At 59.6% G+C, this 26,233-nt stretch carries 26 protein-coding genes; 13 read left to right on the forward strand and 13 right to left on the reverse strand.

Annotated elements, in window-relative coordinates; genetic code table 11:
* Positions 1 to 29: 29 nt before the first annotated feature.
* The 7 genes from ACIQJ2_RS12460 to ACIQJ2_RS12490 all read left to right on the forward strand — a co-directional run bounded on the left by ACIQJ2_RS12460 (position 30) and on the right by ACIQJ2_RS12490 (position 6,544).
* Positions 30 to 308: an acyl carrier protein gene (locus tag ACIQJ2_RS12460; RefSeq protein WP_069613139.1), complete on the forward strand. Its 279-nt coding sequence runs from the start codon at positions 30 to 32 to the stop codon at positions 306 to 308.
* Positions 309 to 431: 123 nt separating this feature from the next.
* Entirely contained in the window at positions 432 to 905 is a 474-nt protein-coding gene (locus ACIQJ2_RS12465; RefSeq protein ID WP_199147910.1) for a 3-hydroxyacyl-ACP dehydratase FabZ family protein, read from the forward strand.
* Positions 906 to 947: 42 nt separating this feature from the next.
* Entirely contained in the window at positions 948 to 2,153 is a 1,206-nt protein-coding gene (locus tag ACIQJ2_RS12470; RefSeq protein ID WP_400669004.1) for a beta-ketoacyl-ACP synthase, read from the forward strand.
* 11 nt (positions 2,154 to 2,164) lie between these two features.
* On the forward strand, positions 2,165 to 3,451 hold the full coding sequence (locus ACIQJ2_RS12475) for a beta-ketoacyl-ACP synthase (protein WP_199147912.1): 1,287 nt from the start codon (positions 2,165 to 2,167) through the stop codon (positions 3,449 to 3,451).
* A gap of 54 nt (positions 3,452 to 3,505) precedes the next feature.
* Positions 3,506 to 4,534 (forward strand): zinc-binding dehydrogenase, encoded by a 1,029-nt coding sequence (locus tag ACIQJ2_RS12480; RefSeq protein ID WP_112797738.1) that lies wholly within the window; start codon positions 3,506 to 3,508, stop codon positions 4,532 to 4,534.
* Positions 4,535 to 4,539: 5 nt separating this feature from the next.
* Positions 4,540 to 5,472, forward strand: a complete 933-nt coding sequence (locus ACIQJ2_RS12485; protein ID WP_400669007.1) for a lipid A biosynthesis lauroyl acyltransferase — start codon at positions 4,540 to 4,542, stop codon at positions 5,470 to 5,472.
* A 646-nt stretch (positions 5,473 to 6,118) separates the two neighbouring features.
* Entirely contained in the window at positions 6,119 to 6,544 is a 426-nt protein-coding gene (locus ACIQJ2_RS12490) for a PAS domain-containing protein (protein ID WP_400669009.1), read from the forward strand.
* Positions 6,545 to 6,731: 187 nt separating this feature from the next.
* On the opposite strand, the gene zigA is transcribed toward ACIQJ2_RS12490, so the two are convergent.
* The gene (gene zigA, locus ACIQJ2_RS12495) at positions 6,732 to 7,937 is read right to left on the reverse strand and encodes a zinc metallochaperone GTPase ZigA (protein WP_400669011.1); all 1,206 of its coding nucleotides are present in this window, start codon (positions 7,935 to 7,937) and stop codon (positions 6,732 to 6,734) included.
* An 81-nt stretch (positions 7,938 to 8,018) separates the two neighbouring features.
* Complete coding sequence (gene znuA / locus ACIQJ2_RS12500) at positions 8,019 to 9,002, reverse strand: zinc ABC transporter substrate-binding protein ZnuA (protein ID WP_400669014.1); 984 nt, start codon at positions 9,000 to 9,002, stop codon at positions 8,019 to 8,021.
* Positions 9,003 to 9,102: 100 nt separating this feature from the next.
* Between znuA and ACIQJ2_RS12505 the strand changes: the two genes are divergently transcribed.
* From ACIQJ2_RS12505 to ACIQJ2_RS12515, 3 genes are read left to right on the forward strand one after another with little or no spacing between them, the layout of a single operon-like run.
* Positions 9,103 to 10,008, forward strand: coding sequence for an ATP-binding cassette domain-containing protein (locus ACIQJ2_RS12505; RefSeq protein WP_400669016.1), 906 nt, complete (start codon positions 9,103 to 9,105; stop codon positions 10,006 to 10,008).
* Positions 10,001 to 10,828, forward strand: coding sequence for a zinc ABC transporter permease subunit ZnuB (gene znuB, locus ACIQJ2_RS12510; RefSeq protein ID WP_400669597.1), 828 nt, complete (start codon positions 10,001 to 10,003; stop codon positions 10,826 to 10,828). Before ACIQJ2_RS12505 ends, znuB begins: the two co-directional genes overlap by 8 nt.
* Positions 10,825 to 11,223 carry a Fur family transcriptional regulator gene (locus ACIQJ2_RS12515; RefSeq protein WP_075850764.1) on the forward strand — a complete coding sequence of 133 codons (399 nt, stop codon included), beginning with the start codon at positions 10,825 to 10,827 and terminating at the stop codon, positions 11,221 to 11,223. Before znuB ends, ACIQJ2_RS12515 begins: the two co-directional genes overlap by 4 nt.
* Positions 11,224 to 11,274: 51 nt before the next feature.
* Here ACIQJ2_RS12515 and ACIQJ2_RS12520 read toward each other — a convergent pair whose 3' ends face one another.
* Positions 11,275 to 11,805: a gamma carbonic anhydrase family protein gene (locus tag ACIQJ2_RS12520; protein WP_184703941.1), complete on the reverse strand. Its 531-nt coding sequence runs from the start codon at positions 11,803 to 11,805 to the stop codon at positions 11,275 to 11,277.
* 16 nt (positions 11,806 to 11,821) lie between these two features.
* On the reverse strand, positions 11,822 to 12,517 hold the full coding sequence (locus ACIQJ2_RS12525) for a fumarylacetoacetate hydrolase family protein (protein ID WP_400669020.1): 696 nt from the start codon (positions 12,515 to 12,517) through the stop codon (positions 11,822 to 11,824).
* A gap of 139 nt (positions 12,518 to 12,656) precedes the next feature.
* On the opposite strand from ACIQJ2_RS12525, the gene dusA reads away from it, so the two are divergent.
* Positions 12,657 to 13,670, forward strand: coding sequence for a tRNA dihydrouridine(20/20a) synthase DusA (gene dusA, locus ACIQJ2_RS12530; protein ID WP_400669023.1), 1,014 nt, complete (start codon positions 12,657 to 12,659; stop codon positions 13,668 to 13,670).
* 283 nt (positions 13,671 to 13,953) lie between these two features.
* On the opposite strand, the gene ACIQJ2_RS12535 is transcribed toward dusA, so the two are convergent.
* Positions 13,954 to 14,166 carry a cold-shock protein gene (locus ACIQJ2_RS12535; protein ID WP_184354750.1) on the reverse strand — a complete coding sequence of 71 codons (213 nt, stop codon included), beginning with the start codon at positions 14,164 to 14,166 and terminating at the stop codon, positions 13,954 to 13,956.
* Between the two features lie 475 nt (positions 14,167 to 14,641).
* Here ACIQJ2_RS12535 and ACIQJ2_RS12540 point away from each other — a divergent pair, with 475 nt between their 5' ends.
* On the forward strand, positions 14,642 to 15,175 hold the full coding sequence (locus tag ACIQJ2_RS12540) for a nucleoside deaminase (protein ID WP_400669026.1): 534 nt from the start codon (positions 14,642 to 14,644) through the stop codon (positions 15,173 to 15,175).
* 39 nt (positions 15,176 to 15,214) lie between these two features.
* On the opposite strand, the gene ACIQJ2_RS12545 is transcribed toward ACIQJ2_RS12540, so the two are convergent.
* The 3 genes from ACIQJ2_RS12545 to uvrB all read right to left on the reverse strand — a co-directional run bounded on the left by ACIQJ2_RS12545 (position 15,215) and on the right by uvrB (position 19,861).
* Positions 15,215 to 16,273 carry an adenylate/guanylate cyclase domain-containing protein gene (locus ACIQJ2_RS12545; RefSeq protein ID WP_400669029.1) on the reverse strand — a complete coding sequence of 353 codons (1,059 nt, stop codon included), beginning with the start codon at positions 16,271 to 16,273 and terminating at the stop codon, positions 15,215 to 15,217.
* A 163-nt stretch (positions 16,274 to 16,436) separates the two neighbouring features.
* Positions 16,437 to 16,892, reverse strand: a complete 456-nt coding sequence (locus ACIQJ2_RS12550; protein ID WP_400669032.1) for an SRPBCC domain-containing protein — start codon at positions 16,890 to 16,892, stop codon at positions 16,437 to 16,439.
* A 179-nt stretch (positions 16,893 to 17,071) separates the two neighbouring features.
* On the reverse strand, positions 17,072 to 19,861 hold the full coding sequence (gene uvrB, locus ACIQJ2_RS12555) for an excinuclease ABC subunit UvrB (protein WP_400669035.1): 2,790 nt from the start codon (positions 19,859 to 19,861) through the stop codon (positions 17,072 to 17,074).
* Positions 19,862 to 20,144: 283 nt separating this feature from the next.
* Here uvrB and ACIQJ2_RS12560 point away from each other — a divergent pair, with 283 nt between their 5' ends.
* Positions 20,145 to 21,395: an MFS transporter gene (locus ACIQJ2_RS12560; protein ID WP_400669599.1), complete on the forward strand. Its 1,251-nt coding sequence runs from the start codon at positions 20,145 to 20,147 to the stop codon at positions 21,393 to 21,395.
* A gap of 52 nt (positions 21,396 to 21,447) precedes the next feature.
* Here ACIQJ2_RS12560 and ACIQJ2_RS12565 read toward each other — a convergent pair whose 3' ends face one another.
* The 5 genes from ACIQJ2_RS12565 to ACIQJ2_RS12585 form a co-directional block, all read right to left on the reverse strand.
* The gene (locus tag ACIQJ2_RS12565) at positions 21,448 to 21,963 is read right to left on the reverse strand and encodes a hypothetical protein (RefSeq protein ID WP_400669037.1); all 516 of its coding nucleotides are present in this window, start codon (positions 21,961 to 21,963) and stop codon (positions 21,448 to 21,450) included.
* 227 nt (positions 21,964 to 22,190) lie between these two features.
* Entirely contained in the window at positions 22,191 to 23,261 is a 1,071-nt protein-coding gene (locus ACIQJ2_RS12570) for a hypothetical protein (RefSeq protein WP_400669039.1), read from the reverse strand.
* Positions 23,262 to 23,419: 158 nt separating this feature from the next.
* Positions 23,420 to 25,009, reverse strand: a complete 1,590-nt coding sequence (locus ACIQJ2_RS12575) for a sel1 repeat family protein (protein WP_400669041.1) — start codon at positions 25,007 to 25,009, stop codon at positions 23,420 to 23,422.
* A 122-nt stretch (positions 25,010 to 25,131) separates the two neighbouring features.
* Complete coding sequence (locus tag ACIQJ2_RS12580; RefSeq protein ID WP_199147985.1) at positions 25,132 to 25,722, reverse strand: hypothetical protein; 591 nt, start codon at positions 25,720 to 25,722, stop codon at positions 25,132 to 25,134.
* A 4-nt stretch (positions 25,723 to 25,726) separates the two neighbouring features.
* Complete coding sequence (locus ACIQJ2_RS12585; RefSeq protein ID WP_199086317.1) at positions 25,727 to 26,116, reverse strand: acyl-CoA thioesterase; 390 nt, start codon at positions 26,114 to 26,116, stop codon at positions 25,727 to 25,729.
* Positions 26,117 to 26,233 lie beyond the last annotated feature (117 nt).

Below are 26,233 nucleotides of genomic sequence, written 5' to 3' on the forward strand. Positions count from 1 at the left end.
TTGAATTATTATTTCAAGAGGTATGGGCAGTGACTGCTACATTTGACAAAGTTGCCGACATCATCGCTGAGACCAGCGAAATCGACCGTGACACGATCACTCCGGATAGCCACACGATCGACGACCTTGGCATCGACAGCCTCGACTTCCTGGACATCGTTTTCGCTATCGACAAGGAATTCGGCATCAAGATCCCGCTGGAACAGTGGACGCAGGAAGTCAACGAAGGCAAGGTTTCGACCGAAGAATACTTCGTGCTGAAGAACCTCTGTGCCAAGATCGACGAGTTGCGCGCCGCTAAGGGCTGAGCAACATCCTTGCACTTTTTTGACGCCCAGCCGCCCGTGAAACTGGCGGCCGGGCGGTTTCATTCTTAAATAGCGTATTCCGCCCGTGGCATCTAGCGTTTCGGGTTTAGAGCGGAGGCGTTGATGCTGCTGGAATATTTCCAGATGATCGACAAGGTCGAGTCCGTCGATCTGTCCAAGGGCCTGTTGAAGGCGCGTTCTGTCGTTCCGGCGAAAAGCCCGGTCTTCGAAGGCCATTTTCCCGGCATGCCGTTGGTTCCCGGCGTTCTCCTGATCGAAACGATGGCGCAGGCTTCGGGTATGCTCGTGCTTGCCGCGACGAAGTTTGCCTACATGCCTTTCCTGATGTCGGTCGACGGCGCCAAGATGCGCACTTTCGTCGAGCCTGAAGCGGAGCTGGATATCGAGGCCGAGCTGGAGCACGATGGATCCGGTTTTGCGGTCACCAAGGCACGCATCACCATTGCCGGGAAGAAGATCTGCGATGCGCAGTTGAAGCTGCGCACCATGCCGTTTAATGAGGTGCCGCTCGCCGATATCGTGCGTAAGCGGGCAGGCGAAGTCGGACTTCTCGACGCCATCGCCGCCAACGGTTGACGCCGCCGGCTTGCGGGTACCGCCTTCGAAGAGGATTGATGAATGAGCAAGGCTCAGAATGATGTGGTGATCACGGGTATCGGCATCGTCACCTGTCAGGGTGTCGGCAAGGATGCGCATGTCGCCCTTCTGACTGCGGACAAGGCGCCGCCGACCATCGTCGAAACCGAAAAATTCAAGCCCTATCCCGTGCATCCGCTGCCAGAGATCGACTGGTCACAGCAGATCCCGAAGCGCGGCGATCAGCGCCAGATGGAAAACTGGCAGCGCATCGGCGTCTTCACTGCCGGCTTGGCGCTCGACGATGCCGGTTTCAAGGACAATCTCGAAGCCTGCGGCACCATGGACATGATTGTCGCGGCCGGTGGCGGGGAGCGTGATACCAACGTCGACACGCTGATCGTCAACGAAGGTCTGAAGCGCAACGATCGCGAACTCCTGCTGAACGAAAAGCTGACGACGGAGCTGCGGCCGACCCTGTTTCTGGCGCAGCTTTCGAACCTTTTGGCCGGCAATATCTCAATCGTCCATAAGGTGACGGGCTCATCTCGCACGTTCATGGGCGAAGAGGCCTCCGGCGTTTCCGCTGTCGAGACCGCTTTCCATCGTATCAAGTCTGGCGAATCGACCCATGCGCTTGTCGGTGGTGCGTTTTCGGCCGAGCGTCTGGACATGATCCTATTGATCGAATCCATCAACGCACATGCGATCGGCGACTGGCATCCGCTCTGGTCTCGCAAGCCGGAAGATGGCGGCGGCATGATCATGGGATCGCTGAGCGCTTTCCTTGTGCTCGAATCACGCGCCCATGCCGAAAGCCGCGGTGCGCGTATCTACGCGACCATGGATGCGGTCGAGGGCGATCGTGGCCGTCGTGACGACGGCAAGTTCGAGGCCCGGCTGGAACGCATGCTTGCACCTGCCAAGCAGGGACTGGAAGGTGCGACGGTGGTCTTTTCCGGCACGACGGCGATCCCCGATCTCGCCCAGCGCGAAAAAGCGGTGCTCGAGGCACAGCTTCCAGGGGCGGCCATCCGAGCCTATTCCGGCATCTCCGGTCATGGGCTGGAAAGCCAGTTCCCGCTCGGCATTGCTTTCGCGGCGCTTGCCGTCGCCAATCAGGCCAAGGTGCCGCCCTTCGATACCACGCACGAAAAAGCGATGGCGGCTGGTACACGTAATGCTGTTGTAACGACTGTTGGTCATGTACGCGGCGAAGGCATCGCCGTACTTTCAGCTGAAGCGTGAGGAGCAGGATTATGACCGCATCCGCCTACAAGGACCACCTCGGACGCCCGATCGTCGCCGTCACCGGCATGGGGATTATCACCTCGCTCGGGCAGGGTCTCCAGGACAACTGGAACGCACTTTCCTCGGGCGTTTCGGGCATTCACAATATTACGCGCTTCCCGACCGACGGTCTGTCGACCCGGATCGCGGGCACGGTGGATTTCATCGATATTCCCTCGCCGAATGCCGTCGAGCGCTCCTATGCCTTCGCCCGCGAGACGACGATCGAGGCCCTGGCTCAGGCCGGAATCTCCGGCGACTTCGATGCGCCGCTGTTTCTTGCCGCGCCGCCGATCGAGCCGGAGTGGAGTGCACGTTTTGCCCTTGCTGATCGCTCGCCGCCGGCCGATCATGAAGGGGATGCCTATGAGCGCTTCCTTGCCGCCATGCGTCAGCGCCCGGATCCGACTTTCCATGAAGCAGCGCTGTTCGGCGCCATTTCCGAGCGTCTTGCAGACCGTTTCGGCACGCGGGGCTTGCCGGTGACGTTGTCGACCGCCTGTGCATCGGGCGTCACGGCCATTCAGCTCGGTATCGAAGCGATCCGTCAAGGACGTACGACACGCGCGCTCGTGGTTGCGACGGACGGCTCGTTGAGCGCCGAGGCGCTCATTCGCTTCTCGCTGCTGTCCGCTCTTTCGACACAGAACGACCCGCCAACCAAGGCTTCCAAGCCATTCAGTAAGGATCGCGACGGTTTCGTCATCGCGGAAGGCGCGGCGACGCTCGTGCTTGAATCGCTGGAGGCGGCAATTGCTCGTGGCGCCAAGATCCTCGGAATCATGAAGGGCGCCGGCGACAAGGCCGATTCCTTCCATCGTACCCGTTCCTCACCCGATGGTGGTCCGGCCATCGCCACAATCCGCGCGGCGCTATCCGATGCCGGCATGGATGAGAGCGATATCGGCTACATCAACGCTCACGGCACATCCACGCCGGAGAACGACAAGATGGAATATGGTTCCATGTCCGCGGTTTTCGGCGAACGGCTGCCGAGCATTCCCGTGTCGTCGAACAAGTCGATGATCGGCCACACGCTGACGGCGGCCGGCGCGGTCGAGGCGGTGTTCTCGTTGCAGACGATGCTGACGGGCACATTGCCGCCAACCATCAACTATAACAATCCCGATCCGTCGATCGATCTCGACGTGGTGCCGAACAAGAAGCGTGAAAAGCAGGTAAATGCCGTTCTTTCGAACTCTTTCGGGTTCGGCGGTCAGAACGCCAGTCTTGTCATGGCGCTTGAACCGGCTTAATCGGGCTTTTGAATACCAAATGATAACTGCGCCCAAGGGGCGAAGGACTTTGCCATGCGTGCTTTGCAACTGATCGACGACCGCAAACTAGAGATCACCGATCTGCCGGAGCCGGAAGCGCCTGGCGCAGGCGAGGTGACGTTGCGTGTCAAGGCCGTCGCCCTCAACCACATCGACGTATGGGGCTGGCGCGGCATGGCGTTTGCCAAGCGCAAGATGCCGCTCGTCATCGGCGCCGAGGCTGCCGGCGTGGTCGAGGCGATCGGGCCGGGCGTCGCCAACGTACTTCCGGGCCAGCTGGTATCGATCTACGGCGCTCGCACCTGCGGCCTTTGCCGCCATTGCCGCGAAGGTCGTGACAATCTCTGCGAACATGTCGGCGGTGTGCATGGCTTCCATCTGGACGGCTTCGCGCAGGAGAAGGTCAATCTTCCGGCTCGTCTGCTCGTTCCGGCGCCTCCGGGTGTCGATGCGATCGGTGCGGCACTTGCGCCCGTTACTTTCGGGACGGTCGAGCACATGCTGTTCGACAATGCCAAGCTGGAGCCAGGCGAGACGATCCTCGTTCATGCCGGCGGCTCGGGCATCGGCACCGCCGCCATCCAGCTTGCCAAGAAGATCGGCTGCACCGTCATCACCACGGTCGGCTCCGACGACAAGATCGAGAAGGCGAAGGCTCTGGGCGCCGATCACGTCATCAATTATCGCACCGACCGGTTCGAGGGCGTCGTGCGCAAGCTGACGAAGAAGAAGGGTGTCGACGTCGTTTTCGAGCATGTCGGCAAGGACACCTGGGCAGGTTCGATGCTTTGCATGAAGCGTGGTGGCCGTCTCGTTACCTGCGGATCGACATCGGGCGTTTCGACAGAGATGAACCTGATGATGCTGTTCCAGCAGCAGTTGAAGCTGCTCGGCTCCTTCGGCTGCCGTATGGAAAACATGGCTAATGCCATGCAGAAGATGGCGCGCGGGCTCGTTCATCCGGTCATCGATACCGAAGTGAGCTTCAGCGACATCGACCGGGCGCTGGAGCGGATGGAATCGCGTCAGATTTTCGGCAAGATTATCCTGAAGATGGATTGAGCCGCGTGAAGCTCTTCATAACCCGGATCGTCCTTGCGCTTCGAAATTTCCGGCAATGGCTGGTGGCGCAGGTCATCTTCGGTTTCTTGAATTTTTTGAAACTGTTTCCGGCTGACGGCGGTATCAGATTTGCCGACTGGCTGACCCGCAAGATCGGGCCGCGCCTGCGCCGGCATAAGCTGATGCTGACCAATCTGCGCAACGCCTTTCCGGAGAAGAGCGATGCGGAGATCGAGGAAATTGCACTTTCCAGCTGGGGCAATATGGGGCGGCTCGCGGCGGAATACGTCTTTCTCGATCGCCTGTTCGATTTCGATCCCCATAGCGACAAGCCGGGCCGTGTCGAAGTCTCGGGAATTCCGATCTTTCTCGATCTGAGGGATAATCCGCGCCCCTTCATCGTCTTCACCGGCCATACCGGTAATTTCGAGCTGCTGCCTGTCGCAGGGGCTGCTTTCGGGCTGACGGTGACGGTTCTCTTTCGTCCGCCAAACAATCCCTATGTGGCTGAGAAGGTTTTCGATTTTCGCGCAAAGCGCATGGGCAAGCTCGTGCCGTCGCATGCAGGCTCGTCGTTCAGCCTGGCGCGCGAGCTGGAGGCCGGGCGTGGCGTTGGCGTACTGGTGGACCAGAAATTTCGCAAGGGTTTGAAGACCTTGTTCTTCGGCCGCGATGTCAAGACCAATCCGCTGCTGCCGAAGCTGGTGCGCCAGTTCAATTGCGAGGTCTATCCGGCTCGCTGTGTTCGCCTGCCTGACAATCGCTACCGGCTGGAGATCGAACCGAAGCTGGAATTGCCTTACAACGAACAGGGTAATCTCGATTTGACCGCCACGGCGCAAATGCTGAACGACAAGGTCGAGGGTTGGGTGAGGGAACATCCCGAACAATGGCTCTGGTATCATGATCGCTGGAACATCAAGGACGCGGTGTTCTAGAGCGCTTTTCCGTCCGGAACGCCTAAAAGAACAATAGGATTGAGCGCCTTGGCGACTTCATGAAAGGCGGAAGCGCCGTTGCCCCTTGCTATGGCTTCAGCCGGCGTACTGGTGGAGCGTTCTGCGCGGTTTCGGCACACTCCTCGCCTTTGGTAAGTCTTTCGTTTCAGAAAGCTCCTCTTTGCGGACAAGTTCGATTCACCTGCATTGAAACGCCCGGTAAGTCATGTTAATTCACATGGTAGAAAGTTTGGTGAGAATGCGGACACTAAACTGAATATCCTTGGGCATGACAACGCCGGGAAACGAGGCCTCGGTGTTTGACAATGGTCAAGGACAGGAGGGCAATTTGCTGGCACTCTTTCATGCGTTTTCCATGAAATGCAGTCAGATTCAGCGTGCGATCAAACTTGGCGACGACGAGCTCGTAGATTCGCTTGATAGCGAGTTGGAGCCGCTTATTTCAGCTATTTTGGCCTACAAAGCCACGAGTCTGCTTGAAATTTACATGCAGCTGCAATTCCTGAACAATCTCATCCGAGAAGAGTCGGATGATAGGTCACGAGTCGTACGCAATTCGTCATCGCTGTCTGTACTGATCGATCGTTATTTTGGCGGCGCAAATGAATCTGCGGCGGATGTCTTGATGGCATTCTCGACCGACAGGGAAGAACGCGACGATCTCTTTGGCTTCGACGAGGGTAGCGTCTTGAACGATGTCATCCTCGACAGTCTGCCGGACCGCGTTGCCGTCATCACGCGCGACTATCGTTATCTCTACAGCAACGCTGCGAATTCGGAATTTCTGAGATCGAAGCAGATGGAACTCGTCGGTCGTCATATCGCCGATTTCGTCGGCTCTGACTATTTCGAGAGCAGCGTCAAGGTGAAGCTCGATGCCTGCTTTGCCGGCGAAAAGGTCGAATGCCTTTATCCGTCCTATCGTCAGGTTGAGCCAGGCAAGGTCTTTCATTGTAGCATGACGCCATTGCGCACGAGGTCGCAGGTGATCGGCGCGTTGCTTGTCGTGCACGAAGTCAGCGTCGTACCTGCCAACATGCTGGTGGCCTGAACGCGCGTTCAGGCCCCGAATAGCATTCGTTCGATCGAATCCGCCACTACTGGCGGATTCGTCTGATTGTCTGGATCGCTGTCTTGATCCAGGTCTGCTGCAGCGCCTGGCAATACCTTGCCTTTCGGCCTGTCGTCAGGGCCGCACTCTACGCAGTAGCAGCGAAACCTGATTACCTTCGGCTTTTTCATATCGCGGGCCGGCTCCAACTTGCGAAAGGATCCGGCAGGTTGCGCCAGCGCTCGGGCGTAAAGCGATCTGTTTTGATCAAGCAGGCATCCAACTCGGCAACGATCTGTCGCTCGTTCATCGGATCGGCGCCGATGAACACAAGTTCCTGACGGCGATCGCCCCAGATGGGATCGAGATAGGACGAGAGAGCCTGCTTGAACGAGGGATCACGGGGCCATTGATCCTGCGGCACAGCTGCCCACCATAGGCCCATTTTGCCGGTACGAACCAGCGCGCCGGCCTGGCTCATTTCGCCAACGTAGTAAGGGCGGGTTGCAAGCCAGAAGAAGCCCTTGGCGCGCACGACGCCCGGCCAGGGTTTGTCGAGAAATGCTTGAAATTTCGCGGGATCGAACGGCTTCTTCGCGCGATAGACGAAGGAGCGGATACCGTATTCTTCCGTTTCGGGAACATGATCCTTGAAGCCATGCAATTCCTTGTACCAAAGCGGATGCGTCTCGGCGCGGTCGATATCGAAGCGGCCGGTGCCGAGAACCTCGGCCGGCTCCACCGCACCGAACTCGGCTTCGATCAGACGTGCATCGGGATTGAGGCCGACGATGATCTTGCGCGCGGCATCAAGCTGTTCTGATGTTGCGGAACCGACCTTGTTGAGAATGACGACATCGGCGAACTCGATCTGCTCGACCAGCAGGTCGACGATGGTGCGGTTGTCGCCATCGCCAGCGGTCTCGCCGCGATCGGCAAGGAAATCCGTCGATCCATAGTCGGCGAGAAGATTGGCCGCATCCACGACGGTGACCATCGTATCGAGCTGGGCGACATCGGAAAGGCTGCTGCCATCCTCGTCGCGAAACTCGAAAGTGGTGGCAACGGGCAGGGGTTCTGCGATCCCGGTGGATTCGATCAGAAGATAGTCGAAGCGATCCTGCTCGGCGAGTTGCCGGACCTCCTTCAGCAGATCGTCGCGCAGCGTGCAACAGATGCAGCCATTGGTCATTTCGACGAGTTGTTCTTCCGTGCGAGAGAGGTTGGCACCGCCGTCGCGCACCAGGGCCGCATCGATATTGACCTCGCTCATGTCGTTGACGATCACCGCAACGCGCAAACCCTGGCGATTGTTGAGAATGTGATTGAGCAGCGTCGTCTTGCCGGCGCCGAGGAAACCGGAGAGGACGGTGACCGGGAGCTTCTTGTTCATGTCAACCTCTTTGTAATGTAATATCATTACATTTGCTATTCGGAAAAAAGCGAGCGCTTGGCTCGCTTCCTTCGGTTATCTTCAGCCTTGCGCCGCAAGGCAGGTTTTCAGAGAGCTTGCGATGCCGCGCATCAGATCGAAGTAGAGATCCGGCCCTTGCGGCAGTGTCGCGGCCTCGGGATCGAGCACGCCCGCTTTGGCGGAGGTGCCTTCCAGTACGACGTTCACCAGTTTCGGTTCGAATTGAGGCTCGGCGAAGACGCAGGTTGCGCCGAGATCAGCTACTTTACTGTGAATCTCTGCAACGCGCTGCGCACCAGGAATGGTTTCCGGGCTGACGGTGATGGAGCCAGAGACGCGCACGCCATAACGATGCTCGAAATACTGATAGGCGTCGTGGAAGACGATGAAAGGCTTGTCTTTCACGGGAGCGACGGTCGAGGCGATTTCTGTGTCCAGAGCATCGAGCTTGTCGTTCAAGGTCTTCTGGTTTGCTTCATAAGTCAGTGCATTCGCCGGATCGGCGGCGACCAGCGATGTGGTGATTTCGGCGACCATGGCCTTGGCATTGTGTGGGTCGAGCCAGAGATGTGTGTCGAACTCTCCATGATCATGATCGCCATGGTCGTGTGCATGGTTGTCGCCGGCGGCTGCCTCGTCGCCATCACCATCGTCATGCGGCTCGAAAGCGCCACCTTCGCGGAATTTGAGCTTGGTGATGCCCGGTGCCTGATCCAACTCCACGACGGTGGCGTTGGCACCGAGGGAGGCAAGTGGCTTCTGTAGGAAAGCTTCCATGCCAGGACCGACCCAGAAAACCACCTGTGCCTGTTGAAGGCTGCGGGCATTTGAGGGTTTCAGCGCATAAGTATGCGGCGAAGCGGCGCCATCGACGATTAGATCCGGCGTTCCTACACCTTGCATGACGGCGGCGACAAGCGAGTGAATGGGCTTGATGGAGACGACCACCTTGGGGGCGTCGGCTGCGGTTGCGGCGGTGCCGGCAAGCAAGCCCGAAAACAGGAGAGAGGCGGCTAGAGGAAGGAAAGCTTTTGCTGCATTCATGCGATTAGTGCCCTTGAATGGGTATGTAATGTTATTACATCAATTGCGTTATGCTATAACGTGTGCGATAGCAAGGCGCAATAGTGCAATTGGAAATTTCATGCTTTCCTCCATAGACAGCAAGAGCCGGCCCCTTGTGTCGCTCCATGATGTCGGCGTCCGCCGCAGCGGTCGTTGGCTGGTCCGTGGTGTCGATTTTTCCGTGAGCCGGGGCGAGATCGTTACGTTGATCGGGCCGAATGGTTCGGGCAAATCCACCAGTGCCAAGGCGGCAATCGGCGTGCTGAAGCCAGACGAGGGCCATGTCGATCGCGTTGCCGACCTCAAGGTTGGCTATGTGCCGCAGAAGCTTGCCATCGACTGGACACTGCCGCTCAGCGTGCAACGCCTGATGACGCTCACGGGCCGCTTGTCGGAGCGTGAACTCGCTGCTGCATTGGAGGCGGTTGGCATCGCGCATCTCGCCAAGGCTGAAGTGCAGTATCTTTCCGGCGGCGAGTTCCAGCGGGCGTTGCTGGCCCGCGCCATCGCCCGCAAGCCCGATCTTCTGGTGCTGGACGAACCGGTGCAGGGTGTCGATTTCAACGGCGAGATCGCCCTTTACGACCTCATCAAGTCCATTCGTAACTCGCAAGGTTGCGGTATCCTGCTGATTTCGCACGACTTGCATGTCGTCATGGCCGCGACCGACACGGTCGTTTGCCTGAACGGCCATGTCTGCTGCCGCGGCACGCCGCAAGCTGTCAGCCAGAGCCCCGAATATGTAAGGCTGTTCGGCACGCGGGCGGCGCAGTCGCTGGCGATCTACAGCCACCATCACGATCATACGCATCTGCCCGACGGCCGCGTGCAGCATGAAGACGGCTCGATCACCGATCACTGCCACGCCGAAGATGGCCATCACCATCATGAGCATGGCGATCATCACCATGATCACGATGACCATGACCATGACCATGGTCACCATCACGGGCACGATCATGCCGAGGGAGGACGCCATGTTTGACGATTTCTTCCTGCGCGCCATTTTTGCCGGGGTCGGGCTGGCGCTGACGACCGGGCCGCTGGGTTGTTTCATCATCTGGCGGCGGATGGCCTATTTCGGCGACACTATCTCGCATTCGGCGCTGCTGGGCGTCGCGCTGTCGCTGCTGTTCCAGCTGAACCTGACACTTTCCGTCTTTGCGGTTGCTGCGCTTGTTTCGATCCTGCTGCTTTTTCTGCAACGGCGGCAGGCGTTGTCTGCGGATGCGCTGCTCGGCATCCTCTCGCACGCGACGCTAGCGATCGGTCTGGTTATCGTCGCCTTCATGAGCTGGGTGAGGATCGATCTCATCGCCTTCCTCTTCGGTGATATTCTGGCTGTCAGCCAGTCCGACATTGCTGTGATCTGGGGCGGCGGCATTTTCGTACTGGCGGCAATTGCGTGGCTTTGGCGGCCGCTGCTGGCATCGACCGTCAATCCCGAATTGGCCGAAGCCGAAAGGCTGCGGCCGGAGCGGGCCAAGCTGTTCTTCATGCTGCTGATGGCTGTGGTGATCGCCATTGCCATGAAGATCGTCGGTATTCTGCTGATCACGGCGCTGCTGATTATTCCCGCCGCCACCGCGCGTCGCTTTGCCGGCACACCGGAAACAATGGCCATTTTCGCCTCGCTGCTCGGCGCAGTCGCCGTTGTCGGCGGGCTGTTCGGGTCGCTGCGCTACGATACGCCATCCGGCCCGTCGATCGTCGTTGCGGCGCTCATTCTATTTATCGTCAGTCTGCTGCCCCTCGTTCGCAGGAGCGGCACGCCAGCGGCGCAACAGAGAGGACAGTCGTCATGACCACTCCGATGCTCACCAAGAACCAGTCCCTCGTCTTCGATGTGCTGACCAAGGCGGAGGCGCCACTCAGCGCCTATACGATTCTCGACAAGCTGCGCGACCAGGGTTTTCGCGCGCCACTACAGGTCTACCGGGCTCTGGACAAGCTGCTGGAGTATGGCGTCGTGCACCGGCTCGAGAGCATCAATTCCTTCGTCGCCTGCGCCCATCCGCATGAGGATTGCCACAGCCATGGCCTTGTTGCTTTCGCCATTTGCGAAAGCTGCGGCCAAGTGATCGAATTCCACGATCATGAAGTGGATCATCGCCTGATGGATTGGCTGAAATCGCAGAAATTCAAGGCGGAAAAGTCGACGATCGAGATCCGCGGCCATTGTGCCAATTGTGCAGCGTAAGCATCTGACGGAGTCTTATTCGCTGCTTCGTCAGTTATTTATTATGATTTTCTAATCTAATCTTTTAAGATCGCGCGCGAAACGCTGCCAGTTGGCGACGTAATTGCGAGCTGAGCGGCGAAGGCCTTCGATTGCCGCTTCATCCAGCGTGCGGATCGCTTTGGCCGGAGCGCCAACGATCAGGGAGCCGTCCGGAAACTCCTTGCCTTCCGTAACAAGTGCATTGGCGCCGACGAGGCAATTGTTGCCGATCTTGGCGCCGTTGAGGATGGTGGCGCCCATGCCGACCAGGGAGTTATTGCCGATGGTGCAGCCATGGATGATGGCGTGATGTCCGATGGTGCAGCCTTCGCCGATGATGGCGGCGAAAGCCGGATCCGTATGCACCATCGTGCCTTCTTGGATGTTCGTGCCCTTGCCGATGATGATCGGCTCGTTATCGCCGCGCAGCACCGAGCCGAACCAGATGCCGACATCCTCGCCGATCTCGACCTTTCCGATCACGCTGGCATCCGGGGCGATCCAATATCGTCCCGGACCGGGCGTTTTGGGCGTCAGGCCGGCGAGGGCGTAAAGCGGCATGGAAGATCCTCCTCGATCAGATTACATTCAAGGTCAGCGTCGCGACGCCGTCGATGGCGCAGCTGATCCGGTCGCCACGCGAGACGGGGCCGACGCCGGCCGGCGTGCCGGTCATGATGATATCGCCCGGTGCGAGCGTGAAAAGCTTCGACAGTTCGGCGATAACTTCGGGCACTTTCCAGATCATTTGCGAGAGGTCGCCTCTCTGCGCAGACTCGCCATTGCGCATCAGCCAGATGCCGCCCTTGTCGGGGTGGCCGACGCGGGTTGCCGGCGCCAGCGCGGAAACGGGCGCCGAGTAATCGAAAGCCTTGCCGATCTCCCAGGGGCGGCCGAGTTTCTTGGCTTCACCTTGCAGGTCGCGGCGGGTGAAGTCGATGCCGACGCCATAGCCATAGACGCAATCGAGCGCCTGTTCGACCGGAATGTCTGCACCGCCACTGCGTAGCGCCACCACCAGTTCTACTTCGTGATGCACGTCCGATGACAGCGCCGGGTAGGGGAAATCGCGCGATACAAGCAGATTATCGGGGTTCTTCTGGAAGAAGAAGGGAGGCTCGCGGCTGGGATCATGACCCATTTCGATGGCATGATCGGCGTAGTTGCGGCCGACGCAATAGACGCGGCGCACGGGGAAATACTCGGCTTGCCCCTCGATCGGCAGCAGGACTGGCGCAGGAAGGGGAATTACGGTCTCAAGCTGGGCGGTCATATGGGCTTTCAAAACTCTCATTGATCTCGGACAACATGTGCCATCCGACTCCACGCGGCAACCTAGCATCATTGTTACTGCCGGGAAAACTGGCCTTCGCAAAGGTTTTGGTGTAGAGCGCGGGGCAGAAAGGTATCCCATGTATAGCGACGCACTGAAAAACGGCCGCAAGATTTTTGCCGTGGCCCCGATGATCGACTGGACTGATACTCGCTGCAGATATTTGCATCGGCAGATCAGTCGGCATGCGCTGCTCTACACGGAAATGGTTGTGGCCGACGCGATCATTCATGGGCCGCGTGACCGGTTGCTGGGCTATGATGCTGCTGAGCATCCCGTTGCGCTGCAACTGGGCGGTTCGGATCCGGCCAAGCTCACCGAGGCGCTACGGATTGCCGAAGCCTATGGTTATGACGAGATCAACCTCAATGTCGGCTGTCCTTCGGACCGCGTGCAATCCGGCACGTTCGGCGCCTGCCTGATGCTGACGCCGGAGACGGTGGCGGCTTGTATCGCGGCGATGAAGGCGGTGTCTAAAGCGCCGGTGACGGTGAAGTGCCGCATCGGCGTCGACGAGCAGGAGCCGGAAGAGGCGCTTCCGGAGCTGATGACGCGCGTGCTCGACGCCGGTGCGGACGCAATCTGGATCCACGCCCGCAAGGCCTGGCTGAAAGGCCTATCGCCAAAGGAGAACCGGGAAATCCCGCCGCTGGACTATGAGATCGTCTATCGCATGAAGCAGCGCTGGCCCGAGGTCTTCATCGGCATCAATGGCGGCATCCAGACGCTGGATCAGGCCGAGGCACATCTTGCTCACGTTGATGGCGTCATGCTCGGTCGCGCCGCCTACCAGAATGCCGCTATCCTTGCCGATGTCGATCATCGCTTCTACGGCGAGCCGGCAGTCGAGGCCGATTGGAACGCTTTGCGCGACCGGATGATGGCCTATACCGAGCGCCACATCGCTGAAGGGGGACGCTTGCAGCACGTCGCGCGGCACATGGTCGGCCTGTTCAGTGGCTTGCCCGGCTCGCGCCGATATCGCCAGATCCTCTCCACCGACGCCAACAAGCCAGGTGCAGGCCCTGAAGTGATCGCAGCCGCCTTTGCGGCGGTCGATTTTGCCGGTGAGGGCGAGCGCGCGAGCGCCTGAGAGTAGGATTGATCCCAATCCGTCGTGGTTCGAGAGCCCTGCGAGCCACCTCACCATGAGGGCTAATTATCCACGGTCGGCCAGAACCGCAGCATCAGATTTACGCTGAATGGTGCAGCTAAACTCGCTCCGCCCTCATCCTGAGGTGCGGAAGCCCTTCGTACAGCGCAGGGCTGCAGCCTCGAAGGACGAGGGTGGCCTCAGCCACATGAATGCTTAAAAACGAAAAACGGCGCGGTTTGCACCGCGCCGTCCGAAACCTTTTCAGGCAGTCATCAAGGGCTTAGTTAGCCTGGATGTTGACAGCCTTCGGGCCCTTGCCCATGCGATCCGGCTCGGTGTCGAAAGTGACCTGCTGGCCTTCGCGCAGCGACTGGATGCCAGAAGCCTGGAGAGCGGAGATGTGGACGAAAACGTCCTTAGCGCCGCCTTCCGGGGTGATGAAACCAAAACCCTTGTCCTGGTTGAAAAATTTTACGGTGCCCTTGGTGGCCATGGGGGATAGTCCTTTACCCATCAGTCTTAATTAGTCCGGGAAACCCGGACGGCTTTGCCTTCGCGCCATGCGAAAGCCAGTCGAGAAGTCACGTACGGGGAAAGAACGTCTGCGCGGGTCCGAAACCCCACCACTGCCTGCCGTCAGCGGATCACCAAATCAGTCCAGTCACCGGCATGCAAATGCCCGAGCATGCGTATGGGTGACAGGGTTTGTGGAAAAAGGCAAGGGGCAATATTAGGGCAGGGTGGGGAAACGGGTGGGATAGGGTGGGGATTTCAAGGGGTTGGAGGGCATCGGCCAGCTCAGATGACGGATCGAGCCATTCACGCAGAACGGTTTTAATGAGCTTTCTGCCGATCTCGGCAGCGTGCCGGGGCCGATTCCGTGGGTGCCGGATGTTGTCATGTTACTGTAGCAAAAGTCGGTATGTTGCCATGATACAACCTTAAATGACTGGAGCTGCGATCGCTGCATGGTTGAATTGGCCGATGAATACATGATGGGACTTGCCTTGGGTGAGGCTCGCATTGCACTGGATAAAGGCATATTTCCCGTCGGCGCGGTTTTGTCGGCCGGAAACGAGATTTTGGGGCGCTCCCACAAAACTATGCTGTCGAATCACCTGAGCCACGCTGAGATGAACCTCTTCCATCAGGTATTTAAAGGCGACTATACTTTCTCAAGGGCTGACGACCTAACGCTCTACACGACGTTTGAGCCGTGCATCATGTGCTTCGGCACGATGTTGCACCTGCCTATAACGCGGCTCGTATTCGCGATGGACGATACGTATGGCGGATGTGCGCATACGAGGCTCGAAAATGCTCCTCCTCGCCACCTTTCCCGGTCGATAGAGATCGTCGGCGGCGTTCGGCGACTTGAGGCTTGCAAACTCTTTGCAGATTTCCTCGCTACGACCAGGGAGGAGTTTTGGTTGACGGGAGGTGCTTCCCATTTCAGAGCGACTGTGGAAGCCGAGATAACGGCACACGCGACGCAACGCTAACCGCGTATTCGCGTGTGCGAGCGAGCGCTCGTTTCCCGGTTATGCCTCCGCCAGCGTAAAGACATCGCACGGTTCGATAATCCCACGCAATTCGTGTTTCCCCAACGGTGCTAGTGGCATACTCGTTTGCACCGCAACGGCGCCTGAGATCAGCACGTTGCAGCTCAGCGGCTTGCACAGGCCCTCCAACCGGCTGACGAGATTGACGGCGGGGCCGATGGCGGTGAAATCCAGGCGGTCGGCGGCACCGACGTTGCCCCATAGCATGTCGCCGAAATGCAGAGCCGCGCCGAAAGGGAGAGGTGGCAAGCCCTGACTTGCCCGTGTTGCGTCGAGGTGCGTCATGCCGGCGCGGATGGCTGTAACGGCGCGAAGCGCCGCCTCGCAGGCTTCGGCCGATGTTCCGGTCACCGGAAAGATCGCCAGGACACCATCACCGATGAATTTCAGCACTTCACCGCCGAAGGCATGCACAGCGCCGGCGACGCGATCGAACCACGCGTCGAGGGCTGTTATCATGACGGTCGGCTCCGTTACTTCGGAGAGGGCGGTAAAATCCCTGAGGTCGGCGCAGAGCAGTGCTGCGCGAATGGTCTCGCCGGTGCTGCGACTGAGTGCTCCCGCTTGCACTCTGGCGGCGCTTCTGCGGCCGAGATATGCTTCAAGCAGGGCCGAGAGTGCTGCTCGCGCCGTCAAGCCCGCCAAGGATGCTGCGGCGAAGCGCGCGATCTGACGCAGGCTATCCGTCTCAATCGAGGTGAAGGGCCGATTGCCTGCCCAGGCGAGCACGGAGTTATCGGGCGCAATGCCGATCGTCTGCTCGCACATCGGGCCGAGCTCGCCTAGCCAGTCTCGGCCGGCTTGTCCGAGCGGCGTACCCGCGAAGCCGAGTGCTTCGATCACCGCATCGGTTTCGGCGCGCCAGAGCCAGGTGCGTTGAGTAATGATCGGATGCGGCGCAGCAAGCGTCAGGGCACCACCTGCAACAGGCAGTCCGGCGGCCCGCAGACGTCCACCCAAATCGGCCAGGAACCGTTCCGGGTTCGGGGAGGTGCCGGCTTCGTCGACCAGCCAGGCGATAGGGGCGGGTAAATCCATGCCTCGATCATGCCATGACGGTTGCAGGCTGTCATCCGTGGTAGCGTAACCTTCAGCGCGATGCGCGATTGGCCCGCTTCGGGCTTGGAAGTGATTGTCGCCCAGGGGTGACGTTCGTTGCCTTTCAAGTCATCCGGTCAAGGATATCGCGTATGAAATATCGTTAGTCCTTGACGGTAGCCGTTCTCCAGGGATCCGGACCGGGATCGCGCCCTGCTGCCACATCCGTCAAACGACCGAGATAGTGAGCCCAGCCCTTGGCATGGCCCTCGCATTCTTCCGCCGTCGGCAGGCCGGTATGGGTGAGGCGGACCAGCGTTCCGTCCGACTGCTCAATAAGATCGATTTCAACCAGGCTCGATCCTGGAGGCACCTCTTCGTTGCCTTCCCAGCCAAAGCTGTAGGCAAGGCGGTGTACAGGCACGACCTCACGGAACGAGCCGCGTGCGACGCGGGTTCCGGTGACGTTGACGAGATAGATGCCACCGGGTTGCAGCTCTGTCTTGGCTTCCGTGCCCATCCAGCGCAGGATCTTCTCGGGGTCGGTCAACAGCGCGAATATTGCGGCAGGCGGCGCGGGAACATGCGTCTCCCGGTGGACGACGAGGGGTTCTGGCATCGGTCTCTCTCCCGTGGTTTCTGTCGCTTCCCCACTTTGCGGCGGGCGACCGAGCGCCTCCGTTCATCCGTGGGTCACCTCATGCAATGGTATGCATTTACGGGCACCGGACCAGCAAGATACCTCCCAACCGGCAGGCATTCCCCGTCACAAACCAGCGGCTCCACCCGACATCGGCTTTATCGCCCGGGCCGTCCCGTCTTGCCCTTCGTGCGCCCCTTGCGCTGCTTCTCGTCCACCGGATCCTCGTAGGAGCCGACGCCGGGCTTTGCACGGGTGATCGGCTTGTCCGGCATTTTGCCGGCCACTGGCTTCTCAGTGCGGCCGACGGTCATTTCGTCGAGCGTGTTCTTGCGGAAAAGCGGCGTACCGGCATCGCTGCCCGGTCCCATTTCGTCGAGGTTGGGCTTCGCGAAATAAGAGCGGGATGCCTCCGGGTCCGGAGCCGGAGGCGCACGTTTGCCTGATCCGCCACGGCTTTCGAGGCTTTTGGCCTCTTCGCGGGCCAAGGGATCGTCCATCGCGGCGAGTTCGACCGCCTTGAGGCGCTTGATTTCGTCGCGCAGTCTCGCGGCCTTCTCGAAGTCCAGATCGGCGGCGGCATCGCGCATGGATTTTTCCAGCGCGTTGAGATGGGCCTGCAGATTGTTGCCGACGAGGTGGCCGCCATCGGCAAAGCCCTTACCGGAAGCCCCGCCGATATCGGCGCGGACGTGATCCTTTTCGTAAACGCTGTCGAGAATGTCGGAGATCTTTGCCTTTACCGATTCCGGCGTGATGCCATGTTCGATGTTATAGGCCATCTGCTTCTCACGACGGCGGCTGGTTTCGTCCATCGCGCGCTGCATCGAGCCGGTGATGTTATCGGCATAGAGGATGACCTTGCCGTCAACGTTACGGGCGGCGCGGCCGATAGTCTGGATGAGAGAGGTTTCCGAGCGCAGGAAGCCTTCCTTGTCGGCATCGAGGATGGCGACGAAACCGCATTCCGGAATATCGAGACCTTCGCGCAGCAGGTTGATGCCGACGAGCACGTCGAAGGCGCCCAAACGCAGGTCGCGGATGATCTCGATGCGCTCCAGCGTGTCGATGTCGGAGTGCATATAGCGTACGCGCACGCCCTGTTCGTGCAGATATTCGGTCAGGTCTTCGGCCATGCGCTTGGTCAGCACGGTGCAGAGCGTGCGATAACCCTTGGCGGCGGTTTCGCGGATCTCGCCGAGCACGTCGTCGACCTGGCTGCGGGCCGAACGGACCTCGACCGGCGGGTCGATGAGGCCTGTCGGGCGGATGACCTGTTCGGCGAAGACACCGCCGGATTGTTCCATTTCCCAGCTGCCCGGCGTCGCAGACACCGCGATCGTGTCCGGACGCATCGCGTCCCATTCCTCGAAGCGCAGCGGCCGGTTGTCCATGCAGGAGGGCAGGCGGAAGCCATATTCGGCCAACGTCGCCTTGCGCCGGAAGTCGCCGCGATACATGCCGCCGATCTGGCTGACGGAGACGTGGCTCTCGTCGATGAACAGCAAGGCGTTGTCAGGGATATATTCGAACAAGGTCGGCGGCGGCTCGCCGGGATTGCGGCCGGTGAGATAGCGCGAATAGTTCTCGATACCGGCGCAGGAGCCGGTGGCTTCCAGCATCTCGACGTCGTAGCGGGTGCGCTGCTCGAGGCGCTGCGCTTCGAGCAGACGCCCAGCCTTTTCAAGTTCGGCAAGCCGGATCTTCAGCTCTTCCTTGATGGCCTTGATGGCACCGTTCAATGTCGGACGCGGCGTAACATAATGCGAATTGGCGTAGATCTTCACCGATTTCAGGTCACCGGTCTTCTGGCCGGTCAGCGGGTCGAATTCGGTGATGGCGTCGATCTCGTCGCCGAACATGGAGATGCGCCAGGCGGCATCCTCCAAGTGAGCCGGGAAGATTTCGATCGTATCGCCGCGCACGCGGAAGGAGCCGCGGATGAAATCCATATCGCGGCGCTTGTATTGCTGCGCCACGAGGTCGGCGAGGAGCTGGCGCTGGTCCAGACGGTCGCCGACATTCATCTGGAAGGTCATCGCCGTATAGGTCTCGACCGAACCGATACCGTAAATGCAGGAGACCGAGGCGACGATGATGCAGTCGTCACGCTCCAGCAGCGAACGCGTCGCCGAGTGACGCATGCGGTCGATCTGTTCGTTGATCGAGCTTTCCTTCTCGATGAAGGTGTCCGAGCGCGGCACATAGGCTTCCGGCTGGTAATAGTCGTAGTAGGATACGAAATACTCGACCGCGTTGTCCGGGAAGAAGTTCTTGAATTCGGAGTAGAGCTGCGCCGCCAGCGTCTTGTTTGGCGCCAGGATGACGGCGGGGCGCTGTGTGGCCTCGATCACCTTGGCCATGGTGAAGGTCTTGCCGGAGCCGGTGACGCCGAGCAGCACCTGGCTGCGGTCGCCGTTGTCGAGACCTTCGACGAGATCGCGGATCGCGGTCGGTTGGTCGCCGGCGGGCTGGTAGTCGGAAGCCATGCGGATCTGGATGCCGCCTTCCGATTTCGCCGGTCGGGCGGGGCGGTGCGGCGTCCAGAGCTTGCCATCCTTGAAGAGCGGATTGCCGCTTTCGATCAATTTCGACAGCGCCTCGACCGTCGCCGTCACTGCGGTGCCTGCATTGGCCGCGTTTTCCAGCGATGTATCCATGCCGGATACCGGATTGAGGCCGGCGGCGGCGCGGGTCTTCGGATCGGTCGATCCGCCCATCGAGGTGCCGCGCCCCGATTTGGAGGCGGCGATTTCCACTTTCTTGCGGTGCTTGCCGGCCTTGGAAGCGATCTCACGCTGCGTCTCGACGCCGGACATTTCGGCGTCGGCTTCAAGCTGCTTTACCCAATCGGCGACGCTGCCGCTGAGCGGCGCACCTTCAAACGGCGCCTGTGGCGCCTCTTCGAAACCGGACGGGGCGGAGGTGTTTTTCGGTGATCTGGCCATGGGGCGAATATGGAGACAGATCGCACAGATGTGAAGAGGCAAAGGGTACAAAAGGGAAACAAAGCGATGGATTTTTCCATTCGTCGATGATGTCAAATGTGTTACAACCCAAAGGCGGCTGGTACGCTATTGCTGATCCGAATATCCGCATAGCGCGATCCTCACAGGCGCCGCAGGAGGAACCACCGCAACGTCGACATGCCCGGCCAGTGCCGGGTTCCCCCAGCTTCGACGGCATCCGGAATTGCCCGCCTCGCCGCCGCCATCCGGTCGGAGGATCATGATGACCGCATTGGATAGCTTACGTTCCTTGTCCCCCCAGCAACGAAACACCGTCATCGCGGCCTATCTCGGCTGGACGCTGGATGCTTTCGATTTCTTCATATTGGTATTCGTGCTCAAACACATAGCCGAAGAGTTTCACACCGACGTCCCGGCGGTTGCCGTCGCGATTTTTCTCACCCTGGCCATGCGTCCGATCGGCGCCTTGATCTTCGGCCTTGCGGCCGACCGTTACGGCCGGCGCGTCACGCTGATGATCGACGTGCTGCTTTACTCGATCTTCGAGTTTCTGACCGGCTTTTCGACGGGGCTGACGATGTTTCTCGTTCTTCGGGCGCTCTTCGGGGTTGCCATGGGCGGCGAATGGGGTGTCGGCGCGTCATTGACGATGGAGACCATTCCCGAGGAGTCGCGCGGTCTGGTATCCGGCATCCTGCAGGCGGGCTATCCCTCTGGCTATCTGATCGCCTCGATCGTCTTTTTCCTGCTGTTTCCCATCATCGGCTGGCGTGGTATGTTCATCGTCGGCGCCGTGCCGGCGCTTCTGGTGCTCTACATCAGGCGCAATGTGCAGGAATCGCCGGCTTTCGTGCAAAGGCAATCCAAGCCACAACGACCGTTTCTTACCGTGCTGCGCGAAAACATTCCGCTGTTCATCTGGGCTGTTCTTTTGATGACGGCATTCAACTTCTTCAGTCATGGCACGCAGGATCTTTATCCAACCTTCCTGGAAACCCAGAAGCAGTATGACTCCTATACGGTCGGCGCCATCGCGATCGTCTATAATATCGGCGCGATCATTGGTGGCCTGTCCTTCGGGGCGCTGTCCGAGCGTATCGGCAGACGTCGCACCATCGTCATTGCTGCCCTGTTGGCGATTCCGGCTGCACCGCTCTGGGTCTATGGACACGGGCCGGTGATGCTCGCGATCGGCGCATTCCTGATGCAGCTATTCGTGCAGGGCGCATGGGGTATCGTCCCGGTACATCTCAACGAGCTGTCGCCGGACGAGGTGCGCGGCACTTTCCCCGGTTTCGCCTATCAGCTCGGCAATCTGCTGGCGTCGGGTAACGCGTCCATACAGGCCGGATTGGCGAAGCGATGGGGTGGCGACTATGCCCTTGCACTGCTGGTGGTGGCCTGCATCGTCGCCGTCGTCGTGGCTGTATTTGCCGGATTCGGATTCGAGAAGAAAGGCGTTCGTTTCGGCGGCAAAAGCGCTGATCCGGCGGACCGCGCCGTGCAAACCTGAGCCGGCTCGTATCTTGTTCGGGTGGGGCCGGCTGACGCCGTCGGCCTCCGCCTTACTTGCCGCATATCTCGGAGATTTTCGCCTGTGCGAAACCGCGGGCGAGTTCCTGAAGCCCGCCGACAGATGATATCAGCCCCCCAATCGGGCCGTTGACGCCCAGATGGAGGTCGGTGATGTGACACGCGCCGACATCAACCGTCATGGATGCATCGAGTTCGCCTTTGATGGTTGCCTTCAGCACACCATGCGATTTGCAGGCCATTTCCGCATGGGCATTGATCTGAACGCCGCCGTTCGGGCCATCGCAGACATCGAGCGATTTGACCTCGAACTTGTCCTTGTGATCGACACCCGGCAACTTCTTGCAGGGATCGGCCTCATTCACAGATTTTTCGATCTCCGGGCCGAACTTGCTGTGCAGCAGCGACCAGCACGAGCCGGGGGCCGCTTCGGCCGCCGCCGCAATCATGGGCAGCGGCGATAGCGGCAAAACGATAGCCGAGGCCAGAATGGCCACGCGAAGCAGCGCTAAACGCGAGGAAGGAGATACGGCAGATTTCGGATTCACGGCGATCTGACCCCTAGAAGGAAGCGAAGCAAAACATGTCCCGGCCTTGCGGCAGTCTTTCATGCCTTCCGCCAACAAGGCAATCCCCCGTATTCACGAGTGTTGTTTCAGCCCCTCAGGACTTTCGTGTCGCAGAAGGAGATAGCACGGCCTGCCGAGATTTGGCAGCGAATGAGAGCTGTGTCATCGATAAATGGAGCCGTTAGCGGCGAACCCGTCCGCTCTGCTCAGATCGGGATGCTGCTCGTGTCGGAAGGGGCGGTTTGGTCGCCTTCGCCGTCTCCCTGGTAGCCAAGGCTCTTTGCCTTGCTGAACCATTCCCGGGCCTTGGCCATATCGACCGGGACGCCATCGCCGTCGCGATACATGACACCGAGATTGTTGGCGGCGTCGGCATACTGATGCTCGGCTGCCCGTTCGAACCAGAAGACGGCCTGAACGGCATTTTTGGCAACGCCTTCGCCGTCGCGGAACATCACGCCGAGATTGTATTCCGCTTCGACATTATCCTGCCCGGCGGCTTTCAGAAACCAGATGATCGCTTCCGGGTCATCCTGCCTGATTCCGTCACCGTCGGCATACATCGCGCCAATATTATATTGGGCGTCCGCATCTCCCTGATCAGCCGCCTTGCGGAACCAAAAAAGGGCCTTGGGGCCATCCTTTGCAACGCCTTCGCCATCGCGATACATGATGCCGAGATTGTATTGCGCCTCGACCTTACCCTGGTCTGCAGACTTCAGATACCAGACGACAGCCTGGCTTTTGTCCTTGCTCGTGCCGTCGCCCTGATCATACATGACGCCAACATTGTATTGGGCGTCCGCATCTCCCTGTTCCGCCGCCTTGCGATACCAGACAAAGGCCTGCGCCTTGTCCTGGGGGATGCCTTCACCCGTGTCGTACATGACGGCCAGATTGTATTGTGCGTTGGAATGGCCCTGTGCCGCGGCCTTCTTGTACCACTCGATCGCCTGGCCCTTGTCTGCGGGCACACCTTCGCCCTGGTCATACATGGTACCGACGTTGAATTCCGCCTCGGCGCTGCCTTGGTCGGCCGCCTTTTTGTACCAGCTAAACGCGAGCGTGAGATTTCTCGCGACACCTTCGCCTTCCTCGTACATCTGACCGAGTTTCATCTGGGCCGTGACGTCTCCCTGGTTTGCCAAGGGGCGCCAATAGTCGAGGGGCGATCTGAAGTTTCCGCGATCGTAGGTGTTTCGGCCAACATCGGCATGCGCTGCGCCCATGGATGCCAATGCGAAGAGCAATCCTGCTGCTCCCTTCTTCCAATTCACGGCCTACCCCTCAGTCGATGATCCGTCTGGATCAATATCATGTATTTGCTGCAGCTAAAGCGCGTCGCGATCTTTCGGATCCGCCTCAAGCGCTTCGGCTCCTTGATTTCGCGCATGTCGCAGTCGCAAAACCACTGCACACATTTGCGCGACATGCCTTAAGGCACAAGCGCCATCAACAGGTGGAAGACAACCCACCCCGACGATCCGCCGCTATTCCTGTCGCTCGTTCGCCCTTCAGCCAATGGTCCGAGATCCCGGACGGGACCATCGCCGTTGGCCTCCATGTAGCTCAGCCCGTGCTGCGCCTCCGGCAATCCTTGCGCGGCCGCCTTGTTGAACCATTCTGCGGCGATTGCCGTGTCCTTGGCTACTCCGTAGCCGTTATAATACAGATATCCAAGACCATATTCGGCGCGTGCGTCGCCTTGTCCCGCCGCCTTGCGAAACAGATCCGCCGCCTGGCCGTAATCCTTCGCCACGCCGTCGCCGTGATAGTAGAGAAAGGCGAGGGCGTATTGCCCCTGCGGGTTGTTCTGGTCGGCTGCCTTGCGATACCAGTCCGCCGCCGTCGCCTTGCTTGTGCTGGTCGCCTGCCCGTTGTCGTACATGTAACCGAGTGCGTATTGCGCATCCGCATGGCCTTGAGCAGCCGACTTCCCATACCATTCGAAAGCCTTGCCGTAATCCTTCGCAACGCCGCGCCCCCCTGCGTACATGTAGGCGAGGGCGTATTCGCCTTGCGCATCTCCCTGCAGGGCCGATTTGCGGTACCACTTCACGGCAGTCGAATCGTCAAGCTTGACGCTCTGGCCATTGGCATAGAGGTAACCCAGCGCATATTGTGCGTCGGATCGCCCCTGATCGGCTGATTTGCGATACCATTGGAGCGCCTGTCTGTAGTCCTTTTCGGCTCCCAACCCGTTAGCGAGGCTGTAACCGACGGCATATTGCGCGTCGGCACGACCCTTTTCCGCTGCCTTCTTGTACCAGGAATAGGCTTCTGCATCATTTCGTTCGACGCCCTTGCCATTGGCATAGGCATAGCCGAGAGCGTACAGGCCCTGCCCATCGCCCTGATCTGCCGCCTTCCTGTACCAGTCGATGGCGCTCACCTGATCCGGTGCGACGCCCTGACCGTTTTCATAGATGTAACCAAGCGCATATTGAGCATCCGCTCGGCCCTGATCGGCCGATTTGCGATACCAAGAGAGAGCGATCGCGGCGTCCTGCTGAACGCCGCGGCCGTTGGCATACATGTAGCCCAGAGCGTATTGTGCCTGGGCCTGACCTTGAGCTGCGGATTTCTGGTACCAGCTGACGGCCTGTTCGTTGTCGACATCCATGCCGCGGCCATTCGCCAGAGAATAGCCTATCGCATATTGTGCATCGGCGTTGCCCCGTTGCGCTGACCGGAGATACCAGTCGTTTGCCTGCTCCTGATCGGCATCGACGCCACGGCCGGCGGCATACATGTAGGCTAGGGCATATTGTGCCTGGGCGTTCCCCTGCTCGGCTGCCTTTTGGTACCAGTCGACGGCCTGGGCATCGTCCTGCTCCACACCTTGGCCGTTAGCGTAGCGATAACCGAGGCCGTATTGGGCGGCAGCGTTACCTTGCTTGGCGAATTCCAGCCAGTATTTCAGCGAGATGGTCGTATTGGCAGGGCCGGGTGCCGGGTCTTCGGCATGAGCGAGTATGGGCAATGAAAGAGCAAGCGCCAATCCCAATGCATAGCTCTTCAGCATCAAGGCCAGAATCTCCCACCGCCGTTCCAGAGGACAATCGATCTGAACAATATGGCGGTGTCTTGGTCAAGAAACCCAGAATATCGAAATGACAGCCGTTTTACGCAGGATTGTTTGCAATCCTATCCTGGAAGCACGTCGTAGAGCCGGAAGATCCATGTGATCTGGTAGACTAGCCCCAGGATTACGAATGCAGCCTGGAAGCGTCGGTTGGCGGTGATCGCCGCGACGATGCACAACACGATATAGACGATGTTTCGGGTCGGGTATTCCCAGCCGAGAGATTGAAAATAGGCTTCACCCTTCAGCAACGTGTCTATGAGATCGACCGCGTAGGTCACGGCGAGCAGTCCGAAAAACCAGCGGCGGCGGGAAATGAAATATTCCTCGAAGCCGCCATATTCATCGATGGACGGCGGATTGAGGAGCACGCAGAGGAAATAGAAGAGGCAGCAGAAGCAGATCAGGAAAAGATAGACCGCGAAGGTAATGCCCTGCACCGACTGCAGCCGATATTCCCACCACCAGAAATGGATGATGTAAAGGAACATCGACAGCACCCAGCCGATATGGACGAAGTAGATCTTGTTCTTGCCGGGCGCCTGCACGAAGCCGGCCAGCCGTGTCAGGAGCTGGGCCAGCGAAAGGCCGATCACCATGCTCATGACAGTCCGGATGTAGACGTAAACTTCCGGTGCGTGTGCGGCGCCCATCATGTCAGTTCTCCACGGGCACGGCCTTGGGTGCGCCATTTTCGTCGAGAGCGACCATGATGAAGGTGGCGGCCGTGACCTTCTCCAACGTGTTATAGCGCGCGCGATGCGCCCATGCCTCGACGCTCAGCGTGATCGACGTGCGGCCGACGCGCTCGATGTCGGTGAAGACGCTCAGCGTGTCGCCGATCTTGACCGGCAGCTCGAATGCCATCTCCTTCACGGCGGCGGTGACGACACGGCCACGAGCCCGCTCGGCGGCGCGGATGCCGCTTGCCAAGTCCATCTGGGCCATGACCCAGCCGCCGAAGATGTCGCCGGCGGGGTTGGCGTCTGCAGGCATCGCCAGCGTGCGCAATGTCAGCTCGCCCCTTGGTTTGACGCCGTCGTTCATTCGTTCGCTCCTGTCGCAAGCTATTGATTCCGGTATCCAGCCTATGCAATCCCGCCGCGATGGGAAAGGCCGCTCTGTCGCTTCCGTCTCGCAGGGTCGCAACCGGCAAGCCGGCAT

The sequence above is a fragment of the Rhizobium sp. NPDC092011 genome (assembly GCF_044756305.1).
Lineage (GTDB): Bacteria > Pseudomonadota > Alphaproteobacteria > Rhizobiales > Rhizobiaceae > Rhizobium.